Genomic DNA, 21,733 nt, shown 5'->3' with positions numbered 1-21,733 from the left:
TTCGAGAAAGATTCACCGGAATTGAGGTCAGTTCATTTTGATGCTCATAGATTGAGCAATGTTTTGCCGATCGCTTCTATGAGATCATTATTGACAGAAACCCTTTCGGCATATATTCTCCAGTTGGAAACAGTCTTAGCAATCTGGTCAATTATACGTTCAGCTTTTTTTATATTCATATTTTTTGCAACAGAAATAAGGTCATGACGAGTGATATCTTTTCGTTTACCGTTAATACTTAAGGAATTCTGACTTACCCATCTACTATCAGGACGATAGGAGTGACAGACATCAAATGCCGGAGTAAGTCTCCATTGCCCTGTTTTATCCATAATAAATGCAAAGTTTTTAGTATGGTCATCACAATTTCTGGCTATTACGTTAAAGACCATTCTTCGGTACAACTGTTCGGCCTGGTCATAAGGCATTAGCAAGCTCCGCATGGTTTCAAATATTTGTTCGTAGCTATAGCTGGTAATATCATTGAAATCGTAGTGGGCCATAGCGCAAAAACTCTGCACATGAAGCTTCCCTTTTCCATGTTCTCTGTCAAACCTACGGGTCATAAAATGTGCCCGTCCGTTTTCTTCAAGCAGCCGGCATTCTGTCATCTGAATACCTGAATCTATTGCCATCATGTGGTATGCCATTTCCACTCTACCGTAACCATATGAGGTACCTAATTCCAAGTCGGTTACACCGTCAAATTTTAATATCCAATGGGAAAATCCTTTAGGTGCATCCGTTTGGCCGGAACGAACTTCTTTTGTCATTGGATTATATGCAATGAGCGCTTTGGCTCTTGCACCACCGGCCGATGATCCGATTTTTAAAATATCAATTAGTGCCTTTTCTTCATTAGCGCTCAGACTGGAAGTAAAGTCCTCTCTTCCTGAGAGAATTTCTTGCGCGATATGAATAAGGCTGTCGATTTCAATTTTAGTCGTACTGTTTGATGTCTTAGGTTCAACCGGTTCAAATTCCAATGCCCCCATTCCTCTTTTACCGATAAAACACAATAGCTCGACTGGATTTAAGCTATTAGCCGACCGGCCATTTCTGGCAAGCCAGACATTTATCAATGCGTTACCATATTTATCAGGCAAAGCATCAGCCAATAGGCCGGGTAGTCCTTTAAATGTTTGGGTATCTCTTAATTCAGCAAATGAGAATACTCTTCCGGCCACTGCTTCTATGGGCATTTTTAGAGGGGATATATCCCATTTATTGGATAGAAAAGAGGGGGCAAATTCAAACAATCCAACTCTTCTATCAATATCCCAAACAACCGCACCAACCCGTTTATTCCACAAATTTATGTAAGCTGTTGTAATCATTACCAGGCACTTTTTGGTTTATTGTTTTGGGAGATATCCTTACTGGCCCTACGTCTTTTTTTCATTTCTATTTCCGCCAATTGTAAAGGACTCAATTCCTGCTTTATCTCAAAAATTTCAAATAAGTGCAGCTGCCCTAATGCCCTTAAAATCTGAATAAGAGAAAGCAAAGTCCCCCCTTTCCCTTTCTCTAATTGTACCAGTGTTGACCTGTTGATACCCGCGGCCTCAGAGAGGGCCTGCTGTGTCCGGTTCTGGTTTAATCGGGTTTTCTTAACAAAGTTTCCCATGACCTCTATAATCGCCGGGTCACTCATCCCATACCAGTATTTTGAATTCATGTCCATTTGTTTAAATCTTATTGTTGATTATTTCCATCATAAAGATATATAATTAACCTCAATGTTGCAAATAACCGACTATAGAAAGGTTAAGTAATGTGGATTTTTATCATCACTAAATATGTATTTAGGCTTTAATGGTGGGATTTTTCATCATATTATGAGGCATTTTGATTTGCTACGCATTCCGAGGTAGTCAATGTTTGAATTGGCAGCAGCTTTTTAATGAAATGCCACATGAGTAATCCTTCCCTACATCCTTCTGATTGATGCTTATCGCGCTATCAACATTTTTAATAATCATTTTTACCACATATTTCAAGTAAATAATCGGGTGGTTTCAATTGGAATCCTTCAATTCTGTTATATAAATCAATTCAAATCTTAAGTTGATGTAGTATTTAAGCTGCAAACTGAATGAAAGATAGGGACAGATTCCCTGCCAAGCAACCAAGGCGGAAAGATGAACACAGAAAACCACCGCTGCCGCACTTGCCAGGTAGCTGATGTTTCATTTCAGCCCACTGCTTGTAGTTGTTGTCAATTAATTAAATTAAAAAAATCTAGCAATAATTTCTGTATTCTGTCACGGTTATAGGAAAAATTTACGTAACGAGGATGGTAAAAACAGTTATTCTCGAACTTAGAGTCATATATAGGAGTTATATTCTGGTCGTATTTCGTAAATATTTCTATCGCAATTGGTTTTAAATAGCCAGATTTCCCTTCGTCTCCCCAACCAAAATAAACAGGTTTATCTATGAAGAATTGAGATTCATTGAAATTAATATCCAATTCTACATTATAGTTTTTAATTGCCTCTCCAAGATTATGATTTTTTAAATAAAAACAATTGAATAATTGAATTACTCCATTGAGTTCGAAAAATTTTCCTAAATACCAACCATTGAATATTTTCTCAAGTTGTCCCATTGTTGAGTCTGGAGAAAATGTCTTCCAAATATTCGTATCTATACTTTTTATGTGATGATTTTCATAATAAAATGAATTAATAAATTCTGCATTAGGCTCTCCATTAGGCTTTGCACTTCCAGGATTTATCAGAACTGCACTACCTATTAGGTTCGTGCTTTTACCGAAATGTAATAATGTCTTTTTCCGATACTCATTACCGTTATCGCTTGTAAAATATTCTGCATAAACTCTCATATGTTTCCTTTATAAAAATATACTCTGGCATTGTGCTCAATCAGAAAATGATCGATACAGCGATTAGCATTAGCTGCAAAGTTTTACGGCTTAATGATGCGGTGAATTTTTAGCAACGCGAAAGCTTCGGGATTAAATAGAATTTCTAATCTTGAACCTTGTACAAATTTTTAATTGAAGCACTTCTATCGCCAAATTGCCAAACCGACTTAAGCTGTTCACCCATCTGTTAGTATTTTTTTACTTTCTATTCTAATTTATTGATTTCAGTGTTTGAGTCTCTATTTGTATCAACTTTCTTTTCATAATATTTTGTTTCCCGATAATAAAAACTTTGCTATACGATTTAAAATAACTATACTGAGCTAAATACGCTACTTTTATTAATATTTATAGGAAGTCATCATCTTCCACTTGATAGAGTTTGTGAAAACATATTTTGTTAAGAATTTCAATTGTTTTCACGCTTTCAGGATTATTTATAAATTATAAACCTGATATTATGATCAAATTTATATAAAAAATCATTAGATGAAATTCTCTTCCGGAAGAATCGAGGGATTAAAGATCAAACAATATTCTTAAAGAATAATTTGAATTAAGGTTTTCCTATGTTTTTGCTTGCAGTCATTGCAGTATTTCTAGAAGAATCTGCCTTTGCCTGATATTTATTTGCAGTTTTTTCGTTTCCTTTAATTTTGGCTTTATCAGCTTGTATTTGTGCACGATCAGCTTTTTGGTTAAAAGTTATAGATGCAGCCGCTCTTTTTTGATCTAATGTTGACATGGCAAACTCCTTTTAGAAAGTGAAATAAAAAATATAATTGATATAAGCTAGCTTATTTTAAAATGACAAAGAGAGAGCTCATAATCAATTAGTTAACAACGACTTTTACAAAGTAAAATTTAGTTGAAATTAGGACTTCATGATTTATTATTTCAGAAGATCTTTTTAATTTTGCTCAAATCTTTTCAACAATCAGAACAAATAAATTCCCATGCTATATATTGTTATAATCCCTGATTATAAATTATTAACTTATGAAGAGCCCTAGTGCATGCAACATAATATAGAAATTTTTCTTGGTCAGAAAACTTATTATTTTCATCTGTATATATAATAACACCATCAAACTCTAATCCTTTCGACATATAAGCTGGTAAAACTGTTGTCTTTTTAGAATATTTATCAGTCTGCGTCGTTATTAAGATAACATCAAATATTTTTGAAATATTATCATGGATATATTTAGCTTCTATTGCGGTTTTTGTAATAATTGCGATCGTATTAATATTATCTTTTTTGAAATCGTTTAAATCATGCTGGATGCTATTAATTAAACAACTTTTCTCAACATCTTTCATTATGATGGGATAGCTAGTTAAATTTCTAATTGCATGTACATTATTTATTCCGATAATTATATTTGTAAAATTTACAATTGCCTCGGTTGATCTGTAAGTTTTATTAAGTTCAATATACTTCCATTTGTTTATAAATACTTTACGAATATCTTCTAACGAAGAGTATCTGTAGAATGGATTTATAGTTTGATTTTTATCTCCCAATATTGTGAAATAAGCATCTGGGAAAAGTTTTTTTAGAAGCTCTAATTGTATTATTGTATAATCCTGAGCTTCATCAATTACAACGTGTCTTATGTTTTTGTCTTGGGGAATTTTCAAAAGCTTTGATTTTAGATACAATAATCCAAGACTATCTTCATAACTAATAATTTTTTTCCCGATTTTAATCTTTTGTCGTGTTTGAAGTGTTTCAGAAAATGAATACTCTTCATCTGAATTAATTATATCCTCATATAAGCTCTCAATGTTGACATCTATACTTGTACTCGAAAATAATAATTGTCGTGTCTGTTTAATTTTCCTATTACCTCTACTATGGCTTAACTCACAGAGATACTCAGCTATGACATTTAACCTATCGAATATTTGAAATCCACTAAATCGAGAGTGAAATAACTCAGTCAAATACTGAGCATTAAAATCTTTATCTCCTACATTAATACCTTTTTTAAAGTAAAGTTCCCGATCTATATTCAAAACATATTCATCAATTCGTTTTTTAAACTTATCTGATAATTTATATTGTATATTTTTGAACTCGCTTGAATCGGATGGAATATTAAAACCTCTTTCTAAGAAGCTTGAAAAAGATTCAATTTTTCTATCCAGATAGGTAAAAGCAAAATCACTGAAGGTTGTTTGTAAAGTATTTTCTTCTCCTAAATCGGGTAACACATCGGAAATATATTCAGTAAATATTGCATTTGGTGAAAAAATCAAAATATTAGAGGACTTGATGTTTTTTTCTTTATATAACAGATAAGCAATCCTATGAAGAGCAACTGTTGTTTTGCCGCTCCCAGCAACTCCTTGAACTATGATAACTCTGTCGTCCACATTTCTTATAATTTGATTCTGCTCTTGTTGAATTGAATGAACAATATTTTTTAATTTAGTTGAAGTTGCTTGTGCTAAAACTTCTTGTAAATATTCGTCTCTAATATTTATTTCACTATCAAAAAATCTTGATAAGTATCCTTTAATAATTTTGTATTGACGTCTTAAAGTAATCACACCTTCAATTTTTCCCTTAGGAACAATATAATATGCATCCCCAATCTCAAAATCATAGAACATATTTGAAATTGGTGCACGCCAATCGTATACAAAATATTGGTAGTCTTCTACAATTGAAGTGAGGCCTACATATATCATTCTCTTCTGTTCAGCTTTCCTTATAAAATCAATTCTACCAAAGTAGGGGGATTCAAGAGATTTTTTTAAAAACTGTATTCTTTTTATAAATCTATTAGTACTGCCTACTTCGTTATTTATACCCTGCATATTAGTAGCTAATTCAGCATTGTCCATTTCAGCACGACTATCCCAAACGTATTTTTTAAATTCGTCTATATAATCCACTCTATCTGTAATCGTTATATTAAGATCTTTCATCTCTTTCTTCACAAGTTCAAGCACTTTATGTAAATATTCGTTTTCTTGGATAATATCTTTTTTTGAATGATTCATTTTAAAAATCCGTATTTATTCAAAGGTATCAATTCAAAACTCTGATAAAATTTCGCTAATTGTTTTTGGGGATGCATTGCTGCTACTATATTGATATTTTTTTGACTTCCTAAAATCGTCATTTCTTCATCCGATAAATCAATTTCATCCATTACTATCATTGTGCGATTTAGAATTTGTATAGAATCTAAATAAAGTAAAGCACTTACAACTAACCAACTCAACTTTCTATATATATTGCGATAATACCAAAAATCCTTTTCCCTTTTTGATTTCTCATATACGTCGTACCCTTTTTCTAAATAAAAAGACAAATCAAAACAAATAATTTTTTTATCAGGTATAATAATTTCACCTAATGAGTAATAATCAAAAAAAATTTTGGTGTCTAGTTTATTCTGCATGCAAAAGAGATCTTCTACATCACAAAAATCCTTCACTTCAACATGCTTATAATCATGAAGGATTTTCATAATCAAGGATTTTTCTTTGTGTTGTGTTGCAGAGTCTAACACTATTACAGAATTATTATTTTCAATTTGATACTTAACATAGGATAGTAAAAAGGTAGTTTTTCCACTATTCTTAGATCCAACTATTAACTGATTCTTTTCCATGTTTCAATTACAAAGTGTGTTATTACTAATCCATTTTTTCATCAAATACACAAATATTTCTTTCCTATCTGAGCAGTGAGGATCTTCACGATAAACATTTCCGAATTTACCATAAGCGGAATAACTACACGAACAACACATTGCTCGGAAAAGACATTCTTTGCACTTTTCTATAGTATCCGAGGTTCTATTCCTCAATTTAACTACTTCATCTTTCACTAACATATCAAGTATACTTTCCTTTAATACATTACCCATTATAAAATCCTTCTCATTTTTAAATCCATCACAAGGAATTACATCTCCATTTGGATTTACAGAAATCAATTCTCTTGCGGCACCACATGGATATCTTAAACATATGTAGTCTCTAATCGGTGTATACACATTTTCTTCGAAAATATGATTTGAAAAATTTTCAATATCATAATTCTCTGACAACTCACTCATTCTTTGAAAACATTTTGCCCATTCTCCAGGTTTAGTAGTAAGATTACTTTCCTTTTCTCGTCCGAGTATATTTACTGGGCGGGGTTTGAAACTTATTTTCATATCATTAAAGAATTCCAACAGAAGTTCGGGATATTTAACATTATGCTGACCGATAGTGCAAACAGCTCCATCAATAAACACCCCTTCGTTTCTAAGTTTTTGAATCCCTTTCATTATGTTTTCAAACGAACCTTCATCATTAATTCCTACTCTGCAAGAATCGTTCATATCTTTGGGACCATCTAAACTAATTCCAAAATTTATATTGTATTTTTTTATTAGTTCAATAATTTCGTCAGTAATGGCTACACAATTAGATTCCATTCTGTACTTAATAGTTTTATTAAATTCTTTTTTCCTTTCTTCAGCAATTTCAATAAAATTTTTCATCCCAGAAATATTTAAGGTTGCTTCCCCACCTTGAAATTCAAAGGTAATATTTTTTATGTCTGGCATTTGGAGCATATCATCTATAATTCGTTTCATAACTTCTTCACTCATATGTAATCCTTCCATAGGTGAACAATCCGCAAAACAATACCGACATCTTAGATTACAATAACTCGTAATGTTTACGACTACTACACTTGGATAATTTGCCGGCTCCATCAATTCGAGTTCTAATTCTTCTCCATTTATATCTTCAGCAAGTTTTCTATAAAAAAGAGATTCCCACTCAATTTCATTAAATTTATTATTAATATATCTTTCATATTCTGATTCATTTAGAGCTATCCAAGAACCATAATTGGGATTTATAAGGATTATGTATTTGGTCTCGCCCACCTGCGTAGAAAATGATTTTACATCACTTGATATTCTGTATTCTCTTTTTAACCAAGGACTTCTCATAGCACCATACCCTTAAAATTTTAATAAATTATTCAATTGTGGTTAGTTTTCAAAATTATTATAGTGGAATCAAAATTTTGTTGGTCGGAATAATAGTTAAACAATACCCCCTCACTTTCGAAGTGTCCCAAGGTAGATTTCAGAGCAAAGAATCAACCAAAGAATTGATTAACCAAGAAAATATGTTTTTCTCAACTCCATAAGATATCAGCTATAAATATTGAGTATTTTTCATAAATTAATCTTTGTGAGTATGTGTCCCACATCCGTCATACCCCATACCAATTTTGTTTTTTAGTGTCACTTTGATTTTCTTGAAACTGACTTTGGTTTTTAATTTTTCGACTACATCATTTTTAATTTTCTTTTTCATAAGAGGCCTCAATGATGCTAATTAATATTTTAGTTTTATATTATTATACATATAGCATAATATCCAAATCAATTTGTTTACTTTTTTAACTCACCCTAGTGTAGTGAACATGTATGAAAATTATTTTGAACATCGTAAAAAACTATCTTACTTTCACCGACAGACCTGAACCACTTCTACATCTGAACGCATTCTTTTATTCAGATCTTTCGTAGTTGAATAGCAAGTTTTCAATGAATTACAAAAACGTTCATTGCGTTAATATTTGATAATTTTTCTGCGATTCCTTTCTATAATCCTCTAAAAACATCAAATATTAATTAAAACTTATTAAAATATTTAACAAAATGAAATGACATTAAAAAATATATTTCTGGTATAAGTTTGTAAGACAGACATACACTGCCTTTCTTGTAGAAACATAATAAAATTATAAATAATAAAAGGAGGCCTTAAATGGAAAGTAATTTCATCGATTGACCAGCCCCCAATAGAAGATCCAGTTTAAAGTTAGTAAATTAGGATCATTGTAGTGCTCCCCATATAGGTTCAATAGCTTTCCCTACCTAATAATGTTATTTAGCGTTTTGATCAATTGGACTTAGTTCCTTCATTTATAAATTCTTATAACAGTCTATTATAATACTCAAGCTCCTAAATAAATTATTATCATTTAATGATACGATTAATAATTCCTCACAAAATAATTTGCAGTTAAAATTGGAGAATATATGCTTGAAGAAATTCACGTTTCTGAAGTGTTATTACACATAATTCAGACTTACTTATTCCGTCTATACTATGGTGTAATTAATAATTCAGAATTAAAAGTTAAAAATATATATGCCGTTTGTAATAGCCGCGGTAATATAATTTATCCTGAAATGCATGATTATGGGTTCACTGAAAAAAGTGATTTTCTATTCGACATTTATAATTTTATTATAGATTATAATGGGATTGAGTATATAGTAACAACTAGAGCTTATCAAATTGATACCAATACAACCGAACACATAAATTATAGATATGAAGTGATGGTTTCTTCTTCAGTACAAACCGATTATATAAAAATATTTAATGAAATCTCTTCTTTTGCAAAATCTAATTCTTTTTTATTAAATAATGTAGTATTGCTTAAAGATACGGGCAGAGCAGATCGACTTCTTGAGTCAATTGAAATAGTTGAACACAAAAAAACTTCATTAGACGAAATATTCATTCCCGCTAATAAGAAAGACCAAGTGCTTAGATTTATTTCTGCAATAAAGAATTTTGGAAGAGATAGGATAAATCTTAGATATTTATTAAATGGAAAACCAGGTACTGCTAAAACACAATTGATTAACGCTATTATGAATGAATTGAGCGGGCAAACCACATTTGTAATCCTTGAAAATAAATCACTCATATTCAGTGAGGTGATTGAATTTTGCAATGTCTTTCCATCATGCGTGCTTGTAATCGACGATTTCGACTTGCTTGCAGAAACGAGGCAATACAATAGAAATCGGGATAATCTTCACTCAATTCTTACATATCTTGATGGATTTCAGTCAAACAAGATATTTCTTCTTGCTACTACTAATGATAAAAAGCTTGTAGATATTGCAGCTTCACGACCGGGCAGATTTGACTTGATTCTTGATATTGATGAGATAGATAAGAATAATTATATGGATCTGATCTTCAGAGAAACTGATGATGAAGAAATACTTTACTGCTTTGACAATGATTTTCTTAATTCTTTAATTCAGAAGAAACTTACCGGGGCTTTTATTGTTAGTTTTATCAAACAATTGAAGAGCTTGAAACTGTTCAAAGGGGGTATAAATAAAGATGATGCGTACGAACAGCTCGAAATGATTTATGGCGGATTTTATAAATCAAATTCCGAGTATCAGCTAAAATCATTGGGCTTTTCAAATGAATTGAAAAACTCATAATTCATATTAAGTCCCATGTATTTTAGCTTAACAGAAACAATAATTACTTTGAAACGAAGCACTTATGACATATAAAAAACTGATTGAAAGACTTAATAAAGAATGCAGAGGGGCTAACATATTTAAGTTTGATCACCTTACTTATTCGTATCTAATTCTTGGATACCCGAATCTACGAGCTTTCATATCAGTAAAAGAACATGATTTCTGGCTAGAGATTGAGCCGGTTGTAAATGTTCACGATCGCGAAATTGATTTTCCATATAATATTGATGAAGTAACCTATGTAAGTGCTAACCCAGATGTTGAGAAAAAGAAGATCAAAAGTAGAGAAGTAATAAAATCAGAGGTTCATAAGAAGCTTGAAGACGAGTTCTTTCAAACATTCCCTCCGGATGTGCTAAAATATGTGGTTCAATTCTCCGACAGTCATTGGGAGTTACTGAAGGCTATCACTTATTACGACAAATATTTTATCGATTTCATTGTATCAAATCAAGCGATAGCTTATATATTGGTAAATTTGGATAAATTTAACTATTCATATTCCTTATTTAACAGCATGAACTTTTTGGATGTAGCTATTGGCAATAAACAAAAAGAAATTCTTAAGCGTGCCCTTTTTCCGGACACTCAGCGAATGGTTAAAATACTTTCAAAGTTTGATCCAGCATTTCTCACTGTTAAAGAACTTATTTCATTTCGGAATTCTTTTGCCTCTAATCCGGATTTTATGGATAGAGTTCAGAATATATTATCACATATTACAGTTATAAATAAGAATCTTATAAGGATTTTATCCGATGAGCCTAACATTCCAAATATTTTAACTGTTAATACGCTTCGAAAGCTCATTGAACCCGGAGAGTTCGACAAGTATTTCCCTATTGTAAAAGAAATATTTTCAGAGGCTATGAAGTGGAAAATCAAATTACCGGAGATAACAGATATTAGCCATATAGAAAAGGTTAAGATTAATCTTAGCAATGCTATTAAAAAGAAGCAAGACAGACTAATTAAATTCCCAATTCCTCCAATACCGGGTAATGAGTTTATAATTCCAGTACTTAATCATGTTGAGCTTATTGCATGGGGAAAGAGACAGCATAATTGTATTTCCACTTATTCAAATAAGATACAAGCTGGCGACTGCTATATTTATAAGGTTATTGAGGGCAAAAAAGAAGCTACATTAGAAATTAAAAACTCAAAGGGCAAAATTCGTAGAGGAAGTTTTCTTGGTCCGGATAATACAAAAGTCTCAGAAAAACTTAAATTAATAGTTCATCAATGGTGGAAAGTCTTTAAAAAAAATCAAAAAGAAATTTTACTTCAGAATAATTAGAGCTTATAATTATTTTTGTTTTTATTAATCCGTCACTAAACTATTATTGTTCTGTAAATAATAAAGGTTACATGATAAGTAAACTTAAAATCTTACTCGATATTGACGATACCGCCAGAATATCAAAAGATAAAGGGCGGACATATTCTGATCATCCGAAATTAAAAGAGCTAATACAAGACTATTCTGTTTATCTATATTCCGGGAATCCGGACATTGCCGAATTTGCCCATCTTTGGAAAACAAGTGGGTATATTCCCAAGGGAAACGATAGTTATCCAAAAGCAGATGTTTTAATAGATAACGATTCAGATCTTTGGATTAATTCAGTAGATGTAAAAACAAGCTATAAATCAATTAATGCGTTTCTTAGAGCGCAGAGCAAAACAACTAAATAATAATTCCTATCATAACTGCAATTAGCAAATAGAAAACCAGTCTCCAGCAGCCTATAAGACATCCCCTCATACTTTTAGGAAGAAAATACACTACTATTAATATTATTATTAAGGCTTCCATCTGATAGGTAAATAAAATATTTTACTTCTCAAGATTCTTATCACTAAATGATAATATTATGGTTCACTCCCAAGACTTTTTAAGACAAATAGAAATTCTTTCATCTGTTCTTAATGGTGAAATGAAATCAAAAGCTGATTATGCAGAATTGTATAGTGTTACCGAGATTACTATTAATAGGGATATCAGTGCTTTGAGGAAGTTAGGCATACAAATTAATAGTAAGAAGAAATGTTTAGTGTTGTTTGCTACCCCTCCAGTCGATACACTTGTATCGCTTTGTTCCGATTATCTGCCGTTAAAACTAAATTCATCTTCTTTTAAAGATCAGATCGAATTGATTTCTAAGATTAATCAAGACATGTTTTTTCAAAACTTAACGCTAGTATGTAAATCAGTATCAGATAGTCTTTATCTCAAAATAGATTACAAGAAAAGGGATGGAGAAATAAATAGTTACTTGCTGAAGCCAATTCGTTTGCTACTAAAGGATAAGAACTGGCAATTGTTTGCGGTAAAAGAAGGTGAGACGGTAATCAAAACTTTTTTATTAACTAGAATTCAATCAATTAAGCAGTTAGATAAGAAATTCGAAATACTAGTTAATAAATCAGATTCGAAAAATGATGTAGATATTATGCTAGAGTTTAATCCTTCCGTTGAACATGAGATTTATGATAAAATCTGGTTTGATAATTATACTCTCGATAAGGCAAAGAATGGAAAAATCATATTAAAAACAAAACAGCCGATTACAAGTTCTTTAGCCGGCTGGTGTATTTCATGGTGGGATACAATGAAAATAGTTAAGCCAGTCGCCCTAAAAATATATTGTGAAGAAATGATTACAGAATACTTAAAAACAAATCGATAAATTAAGTATTATTTCGTACCGACAGTAAGCTAACCGAGCATGAACTATTCAATATTTTTAATGCGCGACTATTAAAGCGAAATATTTTATTATGATTTATTAACAAATTATTGAGCTTAGGTTTAAAAAAGTGAGTCCGCTTATGACAGCGGACTCTGTACAATTTAGGATGGGGGGAAACCTAACTTGTACTGTTTCAACTTTGCATTTTTTTTAATAATAGTCAAGTATATTATAATGAATGAGAGGGATTTAGAGTAATAATACGTCATTACGTCTCAATTAACAGAGCCAACTTGTAATAATATTCGCTTATTTATATTTGATCATGGAATGAAGTTATATCAAAATAAAATTTATAGATATAACAATTAAAGACACGTATAGTTATAATATCATACCTTTTGTTTTGATTGGAAACAATCTCCTCAGTAAAAACCTCGAAGGAAAGACCGGTACCAGTGAAGATATTTAATATATATTCAAATTCGGCGGCAATCCCCTCTTCCGGCTCGGAAGAATTGATAATAATAGCATCGTCAAAGGAGAGCCCTCTGCCGCCGGTAATAATATTTTTATTAATTGACATAATTTGTATCCGAGAAGAATAAAATGAGGTATAAAAATATGATATGGATATTTTCTTATAGTATCATTTAAAGATACTATTAAGAGAGTTTGTGAGGGATTCCATTTTTAAGTTGAATAATGGTAGAATTAAATAGTGTAGAATAATCGTCAGGTTGATCAGTATGAATCGGGATTATGAGTTTGAGGTTAATAGAGACAATTCACTGACCAGCCTCCAACAGAATATCCATTTAGTTAGAAAGTTGGGATCATTACTCTGCTCCCCGTTTTGTGCCAATGATAAATTAGTTTTTCCCCATTATCAAGAACTGGCATCAGGGAAAATACTTGGGAAAATGTTTTATCTGGTTTCATACTCCAGATAATGAGTAAATTAATAATTAAATGAAGATTTTAATTGTTCAACCATATCTAACTTTTCCCAAGTAAAAATATCCCTTCCAAAATGACCGTAAGTCGAAGTCGATTGGTAAACAGGTTTATAAAGATCCAAAGTATCGATTATACCTTTCGGAGTTAAATCAAATATCTGCGAAAGTTGTTTTTCAACTATTGATTCTTCTATTAAACCGGTTCTATGAAAATCTAAATAAATAGATAATGGTTCGGGAACCCCTATTGAATATGATAATTGAATCGTACATTTTTTTGCTATATCTGCTGCAACAATATTTTTTGCAACATAACGCGCCATGTAAGCTGCCGATCTGTCTACTTTACTCGGATCTTTTCCCGAGAATGCGCCGCCTCCATGAGGGCAAGCTCCTCCATATGTATCGACTATAATTTTTCGACCCGTTAATCCTGTATCAGCCTGAGGTCCACCTTCAACAAATCTGCCAGTTGGATTTATGAAATATTCAATTTTATCCGAAATAAGATTTTTTGGGATAACTCTTGCAATAACCTCGCTAATTATAAAATCTTTGATCTCCGAATGTTTTATAGAATCTGAATGCTGTGTTGAGACAACAATTCTTTCAACAGAAATTGGTCTATTTTCTTCATAACGAACAGTTACTTGTGATTTTGAATCCGGACGCAGCCAATCAACTTTTTTATTCTTTCTATGGCGTGCAAGCTCTTCCAAAATTTTATGAGCAAATATAATGGGTAACGGCATTAACTCTTCGGTTTCATTAGTAGCATAACCGAACATTATTCCTTGATCCCCAGCTCCGATCTTATCGCCAAGAGCAACTCCTTGATTAATATCTCCTGACTGTTCACTTATGCTTTTTACTATTTTACATTCATCTAAATTAAATCCGCTTGAGACATCAGTATAACCAATCTCAGAAATTACTTTTTTTGCTATCAAAGAATAATCTACATTCTTGCTAGATGTAATTTCTCCAGCTATTACGATTAAATTTTTGGCCACTAAAGTTTCACAGGCAACTTTTGACTTGGGATCCAGGCTCAAATGAGCATCCAGGATTGCGTCCGATATCTGGTCTGCCACTTTATCGGGATGTCCTTCCGATACCGATTCTGATGTAAAAAGATAATCTCTCATTCTATTTTCCCTTTATTTTAATGTTATATATGGACGGGCCGATGGACTTGGATATAAAATTAAATCTTTAATTATATCTACAATTATTTTACCGTCAACATCATACTCAACCACACTATCGAAAGAGTATTGATAGTAATATCCTGTAATTTTACCGAAAAAGCGGCAAAGACCACCGTTTGCTCTGTAATCCTCTTTAATGAACCGGCTCACAAATTCCTTTTGATCTTCAAAGCTTTTATCCATAAAATCCTCTCGAAGGGTATTGAATTTCATTGCCCCACCGCATAGTGCCACCATGGTTATGCTCGTGGGTCTGGAATATTCCGTTTTCCTGTATATGAAGGGAATGAATTTTTGTCTCATAAGAATCTCCTTTCTCAGAACGTCATTTTCATCTCGAAGTTTACAAATTCTTTTATCGTTATTGATTTGTTCTTGTGTGATGAATTCAGAATACCGTTCAATGTTTTCTTCCAATTGAATTATTTTTTTCATTTTTTTAATCAACTGCTCATCGTAATGTTCGCCTCTAAAAAATAGAGTTATTTTCTGAACTCCTTTCATAATATTGGTATATCCCATCCTGGCCGCTAATTCATGTTTTGAGATGTTCATTTGTTCGAACTTGTCTTTCAGCGCAATGGTAATAGCATACATGTTTTGTCTTCTCCCGTTTAAAGCCGAAAAACCCACTAAATAGTGGGTCTTTAACTATTTAGCAATTTATTTTAAGTCGCTGCAATTCGAATTAAATCACGACTTTGTTACAAACTTATAGCTTTAATCTGCATTTGTCAATAATCAGAAGTGACGTTCTATTGTTAGATGTCTTCTCATTAGCGGTCACATTATAAATAGCAATTTTTAAACAGCATAGTTCCTCATTCGAATATTCTCTTTTTACAGTAGTCATATTTAATTTTTCCATAAAATATTATTCAGTTTTGTTAAACCATCCTTCAAGAATCATCACCATCGCCATTGTGTCAAGTTCGCAATATCTTAATAAACCATTTTTTAATCTCTCTCTTTGATCATCCGGGACGTATGAAAATTGTAAATAATTATATGCAGTCATTGCCGCTCCTCCATCTGCAACTTCCTTAAATTCACCTATTGATTCAGAAAGTTTATCTAATTCTTCAATTGAATAATCGTCAAACAATTTTGGAAGAGTTTTATAAGGATCATAATTTTTAAAGGGATCAATCCAAATGTGTTCATCAAAATTCAAGCTGTGCACCAATTTGTTTCTGCCGTAAATGGGCTTAGAATATTTGTCTTTTAGAAAATCAGATTCAGATATGATAGCCGGGAGTATGGCTTTTATTGAATTACTTCCCTTTGCATTTGGAGAATAATAGAATCTTAGTACCAAATCCCAAAGATCAACCATATTTCTTGGACCAATTTCTTTTTCTTTATTATTAATTGTACTTGTTGTTATTCTTTTTATAAATCCACAAAGTGAATCTCTATCGTGCGGAGGATTAGGGTCTGCTTGAAGCTGATTATAAATGATATTTAAATATGTGTTTTCATGATTATGATAACGGAATATAGTGCCATGATCATTTTCTAGTTGTAATTTTAATTCACGAACGAACTCATAATTAGGGAAAACTCCTCTCTCAAAAGATAAATATTGACCAGCATGGCGGATTACTCCGTTTTCTTCCATTAAATGATGCGAGAACTGGAATGCAATTCCTTCATATGGGTGCATATCTTTATGAAATGGAAGTGCGGGCATTGAGGTCTCAAAATCAATCATGTGTAATGGATATTTCCAAGTTCGTTTTACTTCTTCAAATCTTTTTTTATCAAAATAACTTTCTTTTGTATTTCTTTTCACTCTGTTTATTTGCTGCATTCTTCTTTCAAAAGGACTAAGTCCGTGATAACTTTTGTCATTTGATTTTGGAATTACATCATTTTCGTTTAAATCCGCTATTAAATATTTCCCATTATCAATTAACTCTTGAACAATACTTCTACTTCCCATTAACCCACCCCATAAATCAATCACTAGACTATCATTGTATAATCTATCACCTAAATTAGTTTTGTTCTGCCAACACTCATGGAATCCGCTTTTCTTAGATGGATTATTTGTTGAATCGCTATTAATAAATTGGCAGGCTCTGCATTTGCTGCCTAGTGGAGCATAAAGCAATTTGTCATTAGTATATATTTTTTCACACATTTGAATAAATTCTTCAAAACCTAATTTTTTATAATCTGACGGAACCGGGAATTCATTCCAAATCTTATCAATCTCATCATCAATATTTTGTATTTTTAATATTGAGTCTCCTAATTCGGATTTATTCATGTTGGGTTCAATTTCAACTCTTGAGCGATTGTTCATTTTAATAATTTTAAATTTTTGATTTAAGCCATCAACTGTAGTTACCTTACTCTTATCCACCAGTACGAGATTTGCTCTTACGATTATGTTTTTACTCGCGAGAGATTTAGCAATTACATATTTCTGAAATGCAACATCATATAAATAAGGAGCCCATTTCGAAGTAATTCCGCCTTCTTTTTTCTTTGAAACAAAATCAATATCACCACCATCCGAAGATTTCGCTTTTACTTCATACAGATGGATGATATTTCCACGTTTAACGATGATATCAGCCCTAATGAATAATGAATTGAAGGAGAATGCGGCTTCAGCAATTACTACATCCTTTTGATGAAGTCTTTTGGCGGTTTCGGAAAGAGACTCTTGATAGTCTAAAGTATCAATAGTAATATTTTCCTTTGTAGGATTATCAGAAAACAAATATTTTACAAGTTCTCCAACTTGGAATCCACCTTCAGCTAAGGCTAATAAAAAAGGATCATCTAAGCTTTCATCTGCGTAATCATTCTTTTTTGTGTAATAGAGTTTGGTAATACATTCTAATGCCAGCCGAAAGCGGGATTTAGTTAAGTAGCGCATAATTGCCTCATTCATTAAATTATAAATTTATTAGATCACTTTGAATATTTTTCAAAATTGTCACTAATCTTATTACATTCTCTGGTGCTTCATCATTAAACAAATTATCAGTTTTGTAATCGAGGTAATCATGCTCATATTCATTCTTCATTTGATAAATGGTTAGATCAATTACTTCATTTGTCCCCGGATTAATGAAATAATAATGTGGGTCATCTTTTTGCCTACAAATTTTGTAGCCAAAAGGTATTTTATTTAAGATTTTTAAAGCTCTGGTGACTCCGCCGCACCAACCCGCCGATGGATTATTTAAACACCATTCTTTAGCATACTTTTCTATCGGTGGCCCAACATTTATTAATACATCAAGCCATTTGAGTTCTGTCAAGCGAAAATGATCACTTAAGTATTTTTTGTTTCGGAGCTTGATATTTATTTTTAGATTATAGTGATTGCTCTGCATTTATGTTTTTAACAATGATAGTATTATCTACTTTATATAATTCGTAATCAAGAATTTCATATATATGAGATAACCTGCCGTTTATATCACGAGATTTTATTTGATTATAAATTTCTTCGATATTAAAACATTGCATTGTGGAACATTTAGAATAAGTATCTTTAAAGTTATTTAATAATCCTTCTTTTACTACTTCATAGTAAAATCTCCTTTGAATGAGCTCATCAAAATTTTTAATGTAATTTGTAATAGTAATAGTTAGGCTTTTTTTTTCGTAAGAGGATAGACCTTTTTTATAATTTGGATTATCCCAATTATTTAAAACTGAATCCCAATCTTTACCAATAATAGTCAATTCTTTTTCGTTATTATCATGTTTTGGAAAGTTAATGTATTTTTTAGCAATCTTAATCAGTGCAATGGGGATATTATTGTTTTTGCTTCTATTACAACTCGCCTGAATCGGTAAAACATTTTGAATAAACCGACCTGGTCCACCTAGACTACTAGGAACAAAGTGATCGTTATCTATCTTTATTTTTGGGGATGTTGATCCAAAGAATGTTTTATTATTACCATATAAACTAATGATATCTAATTTAACTGCATCATTTATTGTTGAATATTCTCGATTATTATACTTTATCAAATCTGGGAGTATTTTACGATCAAATAATTCAAAATATTTGTTTTTCTTCTCTTCATCTAATTCAATATAACCGTCATCTGGAAAATATTGCTCAACTGGGAATGGCTTTTCTAATATTTCTATCGTCTCGGTATCGATCAGAGTTATATGTACATATTTTTTGTTTGGCTTTATTTTCGGATTACTTAATCTTGTATTTATTCTATTTATTTCTCTATCCCAATACTTTTCGTCAATTTTTAACGAATCAATTGTTGAATTTCTAAGTTTTATAACATCAGCTTCGTTTTCTATTCTAACATCATTTCGTTGTATTACTTTTTCTTTAGTAAAAACGCCGATTTCTTTTACACACATCCAACAGATCTCACCAACTTTAAATTTATATCTTTTTTCTGTTCCACCACCATATGGGAATGTGGCTTGTCCAATATCACCGATTTTTTTATCAATATATCTGTATGAAAAAGCTTCCTGGTCTGCCAATTTTAAATCCCTTATTATCAAATAATCCATATTTACTCCTTAGCTTATTATATGAAATACTAATAGTAGTTACATTTAATTAATTATTTATTTTAATATTACTTAACATGACTAATTTATTTTCGCCATAAATAAGCGTTTCGCAAAAGTCTATAGGGTAATCTAACACATGCTTATTAATTAACAAACTATTTTCCCAGTATAAAAGGACCTCATCAAAAGGATATGGCAGATATTCATTTTTATTTTTTTCAAACATTTCATTTAATATTTTTTTTACATGTTCATCCAAATCGGAAGCCGATTTCGTCGTTAAAGCAGACATCATATCTCCATGTGAAAAACCTAAAAAAGTCAAAAGCTCAAATTCAAGTTCATCGTTTTCGAGCCATTGTTTAATCTCAGAATTCATTCCCTCATAATCAACATTTTCATAATCTACTTCAGATGTAATTAAGATATCTGATTTTACTGACGGAAGCACCAAATAAATTTTTTCGGATTCTTCATACTCTTTTTGTTTTACACATCCAAGATTACCAATCAACGATTCTAATCTACTGGGATATATAGGAAAACTCAGATTTCGTTGAATTTCCAAAAGTCCTGCAAACAGAGAATAATCAGTAATTCTGAACTCTGATTTATCATTATACGTAATATTTAAATTAGTTGATGGATTTTCAGATGCAATGAAAATGGGTTTAATATTACCGGAAGCATCTCTTAGATTTTTGAATTTATCAGTTTCATATTGCAGAAACTCGTTACCTGAACCATTATAGACTAATAAATCAATATCGATGGGTTTAAGATTGTATTTATAGAATTCACATTTCATAATATACCTCGTAAAGTTAAAGGCTCTAGCAGAGCCAGAGCCCAATTATTCATTTTAATTATTATTAAAACCGACAGCTTTAGAGTATTCGCATGCATTGTCGGAATAAAAGCCTTTATGAGTAAGTGAAAGAATTTCTCTAAATTTTTCAGTACTCAATTGCTCGTTATTTGATTTAGTGTTCTTAAGTTGTTTTACTAAACTAACAATATATGCGCCTGTAACTTTTTTCAAACGAAGTTCTTCTAAAATCGACGAATCAAAAAATGAAATGATTTGCTCATCGGATGTCTCTCTTATTACTAAGGACAGATAATTAGTAGGTTCTATTTCATTTATATCTAATATTAGATCGAACCGGCCAGGTCTGCTGGCGGCAGAATCAATCAGTTTTTTATCATTAGTTGAACCGAGCAGGAAAACATGATTTGGAACGAAACCGTCAAGAGTTTGCAGAAGTACATTGAGCATGCCTCTGTCATAACTTGTTTCTCTGTCTGCAGCAATAAAATCAATGTCATCTATTATAAGAAGCGCTTTGTCAAATACAGAACAGAAATCAAGAAGTCTTCTAAACGGAATAAAGTCACTATTTACTATTACTATTGTTGCTTTTTCTTTCAATGCAGTCGCTATAGCTTGAATTATCTTTGTCTTACCTGTTCCGGGCATGCCTGAAAATAAAAATCTTAGATTAGTATGAGTTTTTTCAAAGTTTTCAATTGTAGAAACAAATCTTTTTATTTGTTCTATTTTGGGTTTGGGAATAAAAATTGAATCTAACATTATAGGAGGAAAATCGATTATCTTGAGGCAACTAGTGAATCTGCCTTTTTGAAATGAATACATTATCGTCTTTTTGTTAAATGTAGAGTTTTTTATTGATTCCTTTGATAATAAATCGAATAAAAGATGAGCTTGATCTGAATTAGAAGAAATAGGATTAATGTATATATATCTGTCTACTCTTAATGTAACGTCATAACCTTCTTCAGTTCTGCTGAATGTAATTTTATATACTTTTTTATTGAATATAAAAGTCAGTAAATGAATTTGATCATAAAATTGATAGTTCTGCATATGTTCTTGAAAAAGCGCAGTCGGAGCTTTTGGCGAGGGTGACGATACATTCTTTATCGCTAAGAACTCAATTACTTTCATCTTGGGGTGTTTAATTTCTTTTTTATGCAGACGATATAGATAATTCAAAAGAAGTAGTTCTTCATCAGAGTTGATTAGATAGTCAAATGTTGTTTGTTCGGTATAATTACTATTATTTAATTTTATACTTCGATTCATATACAC

19 protein-coding genes and 1 riboswitch are annotated in these 21,733 nt (G+C 31.5%); of the genes, 4 read left to right on the top strand and 15 right to left on the bottom strand.

Features of this window, described 5'->3' with window-relative positions; all coding sequences use genetic code 11:
* Positions 1–44: 44 nt before the first annotated feature.
* The 7 genes from KF816_06600 to KF816_06570 form a co-directional block, all read right to left on the bottom strand.
* Entirely contained in the window at positions 45–1,337 is a 1,293-nt protein-coding gene (locus KF816_06600) for a type II toxin-antitoxin system HipA family toxin (protein ID MBX3007683.1), read from the bottom strand.
* The gene (locus tag KF816_06595) at positions 1,337–1,678 is read right to left on the bottom strand and encodes a helix-turn-helix domain-containing protein (protein MBX3007682.1); all 342 of its coding nucleotides are present in this window, start codon (positions 1,676–1,678) and stop codon (positions 1,337–1,339) included. The genes KF816_06600 and KF816_06595 overlap by 1 nt, the downstream gene beginning before the upstream one ends.
* Positions 1,679–2,218: 540 nt before the next feature.
* Positions 2,219–2,848, bottom strand: a complete 630-nt coding sequence (locus KF816_06590; GenBank protein MBX3007681.1) for a hypothetical protein — start codon at positions 2,846–2,848, stop codon at positions 2,219–2,221.
* A 598-nt stretch (positions 2,849–3,446) separates the two neighbouring features.
* On the bottom strand, positions 3,447–3,635 hold the full coding sequence (locus KF816_06585) for a hypothetical protein (GenBank protein ID MBX3007680.1): 189 nt from the start codon (positions 3,633–3,635) through the stop codon (positions 3,447–3,449).
* 224 nt (positions 3,636–3,859) lie between these two features.
* Entirely contained in the window at positions 3,860–5,905 is a 2,046-nt protein-coding gene (locus KF816_06580) for an AAA family ATPase (GenBank protein ID MBX3007679.1), read from the bottom strand.
* Positions 5,902–6,522 carry a hypothetical protein gene (locus KF816_06575; protein MBX3007678.1) on the bottom strand — a complete coding sequence of 207 codons (621 nt, stop codon included), beginning with the start codon at positions 6,520–6,522 and terminating at the stop codon, positions 5,902–5,904. Before KF816_06575 ends, KF816_06580 begins: the two co-directional genes overlap by 4 nt.
* A gap of 3 nt (positions 6,523–6,525) precedes the next feature.
* A complete protein-coding gene (locus tag KF816_06570; protein MBX3007677.1) occupies positions 6,526–7,866 on the bottom strand; it encodes a radical SAM protein in 1,341 nt (446 codons plus the stop codon).
* Between the two features lie 1,104 nt (positions 7,867–8,970).
* On the opposite strand from KF816_06570, the gene KF816_06565 reads away from it, so the two are divergent.
* The 4 genes from KF816_06565 to KF816_06550 all read left to right on the top strand — a co-directional run bounded on the left by KF816_06565 (position 8,971) and on the right by KF816_06550 (position 12,923).
* Entirely contained in the window at positions 8,971–10,185 is a 1,215-nt protein-coding gene (locus KF816_06565) for an AAA family ATPase (protein ID MBX3007676.1), read from the top strand.
* 64 nt (positions 10,186–10,249) lie between these two features.
* On the top strand, positions 10,250–11,530 hold the full coding sequence (locus KF816_06560; protein ID MBX3007675.1) for a PcfJ domain-containing protein: 1,281 nt from the start codon (positions 10,250–10,252) through the stop codon (positions 11,528–11,530).
* 71 nt (positions 11,531–11,601) lie between these two features.
* Positions 11,602–11,928 (top strand): hypothetical protein, encoded by a 327-nt coding sequence (locus KF816_06555; protein MBX3007674.1) that lies wholly within the window; start codon positions 11,602–11,604, stop codon positions 11,926–11,928.
* Positions 11,929–12,107: 179 nt separating this feature from the next.
* Positions 12,108–12,923 (top strand): WYL domain-containing protein, encoded by an 816-nt coding sequence (locus tag KF816_06550; protein MBX3007673.1) that lies wholly within the window; start codon positions 12,108–12,110, stop codon positions 12,921–12,923.
* A 316-nt stretch (positions 12,924–13,239) separates the two neighbouring features.
* On the opposite strand, the gene KF816_06545 is transcribed toward KF816_06550, so the two are convergent.
* From KF816_06545 to KF816_06510, 8 genes are all read right to left on the bottom strand, one after another.
* Positions 13,240–13,512 carry a hypothetical protein gene (locus KF816_06545; GenBank protein ID MBX3007672.1) on the bottom strand — a complete coding sequence of 91 codons (273 nt, stop codon included), beginning with the start codon at positions 13,510–13,512 and terminating at the stop codon, positions 13,240–13,242.
* A 375-nt stretch (positions 13,513–13,887) separates the two neighbouring features.
* Positions 13,888–15,033 carry a methionine adenosyltransferase gene (gene metK / locus KF816_06540; protein MBX3007671.1) on the bottom strand — a complete coding sequence of 382 codons (1,146 nt, stop codon included), beginning with the start codon at positions 15,031–15,033 and terminating at the stop codon, positions 13,888–13,890.
* Positions 15,034–15,045: 12 nt separating this feature from the next.
* Positions 15,046–15,693: a hypothetical protein gene (locus KF816_06535; protein MBX3007670.1), complete on the bottom strand. Its 648-nt coding sequence runs from the start codon at positions 15,691–15,693 to the stop codon at positions 15,046–15,048.
* 37 nt (positions 15,694–15,730) lie between these two features.
* Positions 15,731–15,806: riboswitch (SAM riboswitch) on the bottom strand.
* A 164-nt stretch (positions 15,807–15,970) separates the two neighbouring features.
* Positions 15,971–17,989: a DUF2779 domain-containing protein gene (locus tag KF816_06530; protein ID MBX3007669.1), complete on the bottom strand. Its 2,019-nt coding sequence runs from the start codon at positions 17,987–17,989 to the stop codon at positions 15,971–15,973.
* A gap of 19 nt (positions 17,990–18,008) precedes the next feature.
* The gene (locus KF816_06525) at positions 18,009–18,377 is read right to left on the bottom strand and encodes a hypothetical protein (GenBank protein ID MBX3007668.1); all 369 of its coding nucleotides are present in this window, start codon (positions 18,375–18,377) and stop codon (positions 18,009–18,011) included.
* A gap of 55 nt (positions 18,378–18,432) precedes the next feature.
* Positions 18,433–19,617, bottom strand: coding sequence for a hypothetical protein (locus KF816_06520; protein ID MBX3007667.1), 1,185 nt, complete (start codon positions 19,615–19,617; stop codon positions 18,433–18,435).
* Positions 19,618–19,666: 49 nt separating this feature from the next.
* A complete protein-coding gene (locus KF816_06515; protein MBX3007666.1) occupies positions 19,667–20,428 on the bottom strand; it encodes a hypothetical protein in 762 nt (253 codons plus the stop codon).
* Positions 20,429–20,482: 54 nt separating this feature from the next.
* Positions 20,483–21,727 carry an AAA family ATPase gene (locus tag KF816_06510; GenBank protein ID MBX3007665.1) on the bottom strand — a complete coding sequence of 415 codons (1,245 nt, stop codon included), beginning with the start codon at positions 21,725–21,727 and terminating at the stop codon, positions 20,483–20,485.
* Between the last annotated feature and the right edge of the window lie 6 nt (positions 21,728–21,733).

It is taken from the genome of Melioribacteraceae bacterium, assembly GCA_019638015.1.
Classification (GTDB): domain Bacteria; phylum Bacteroidota; class Ignavibacteria; order Ignavibacteriales; family Melioribacteraceae; genus JAHBUP01.
This window is presented reverse-complemented; position numbering and strand designations above follow the sequence as displayed.

Excerpts from the sequence above, each read along its gene's own strand:
- KF816_06530 (MBX3007669.1), bottom strand. The coding sequence starts at position 17,989 with ATGCGCTACTTAACTAAATCCCGCTTTCGGCTGGCATTAGAATGTATT.
- KF816_06595 (MBX3007682.1), bottom strand. The coding sequence starts at position 1,678 with ATGAATTCAAAATACTGGTATGGGATGAGTGACCCGGCGATTATAGAG.
- KF816_06575 (MBX3007678.1), bottom strand. The coding sequence starts at position 6,522 with ATGGAAAAGAATCAGTTAATAGTTGGATCTAAGAATAGTGGAAAAACT.
- KF816_06510 (MBX3007665.1), bottom strand. The coding sequence starts at position 21,727 with ATGAATCGAAGTATAAAATTAAATAATAGTAATTATACCGAACAAACA.
- KF816_06565 (MBX3007676.1), top strand. The coding sequence starts at position 8,971 with ATGCTTGAAGAAATTCACGTTTCTGAAGTGTTATTACACATAATTCAG.
- KF816_06545 (MBX3007672.1), bottom strand. The coding sequence starts at position 13,512 with ATGTCAATTAATAAAAATATTATTACCGGCGGCAGAGGGCTCTCCTTT.
- KF816_06555 (MBX3007674.1), top strand. The coding sequence starts at position 11,602 with ATGATAAGTAAACTTAAAATCTTACTCGATATTGACGATACCGCCAGA.
- KF816_06600 (MBX3007683.1), bottom strand. The coding sequence starts at position 1,337 with ATGATTACAACAGCTTACATAAATTTGTGGAATAAACGGGTTGGTGCG.
- KF816_06585 (MBX3007680.1), bottom strand. The coding sequence starts at position 3,635 with ATGTCAACATTAGATCAAAAAAGAGCGGCTGCATCTATAACTTTTAAC.
- KF816_06560 (MBX3007675.1), top strand. The coding sequence starts at position 10,250 with ATGACATATAAAAAACTGATTGAAAGACTTAATAAAGAATGCAGAGGG.
- KF816_06550 (MBX3007673.1), top strand. The coding sequence starts at position 12,108 with ATGGTTCACTCCCAAGACTTTTTAAGACAAATAGAAATTCTTTCATCT.
- KF816_06580 (MBX3007679.1), bottom strand. The coding sequence starts at position 5,905 with ATGAATCATTCAAAAAAAGATATTATCCAAGAAAACGAATATTTACAT.
- KF816_06520 (MBX3007667.1), bottom strand. The coding sequence starts at position 19,617 with ATGGATTATTTGATAATAAGGGATTTAAAATTGGCAGACCAGGAAGCT.
- KF816_06570 (MBX3007677.1), bottom strand. The coding sequence starts at position 7,866 with ATGAGAAGTCCTTGGTTAAAAAGAGAATACAGAATATCAAGTGATGTA.
- KF816_06535 (MBX3007670.1), bottom strand. The coding sequence starts at position 15,693 with ATGTATGCTATTACCATTGCGCTGAAAGACAAGTTCGAACAAATGAAC.
- KF816_06590 (MBX3007681.1), bottom strand. The coding sequence starts at position 2,848 with ATGAGAGTTTATGCAGAATATTTTACAAGCGATAACGGTAATGAGTAT.
- metK (MBX3007671.1), bottom strand. The coding sequence starts at position 15,033 with ATGAGAGATTATCTTTTTACATCAGAATCGGTATCGGAAGGACATCCC.
- KF816_06515 (MBX3007666.1), bottom strand. The coding sequence starts at position 20,428 with ATGAAATGTGAATTCTATAAATACAATCTTAAACCCATCGATATTGAT.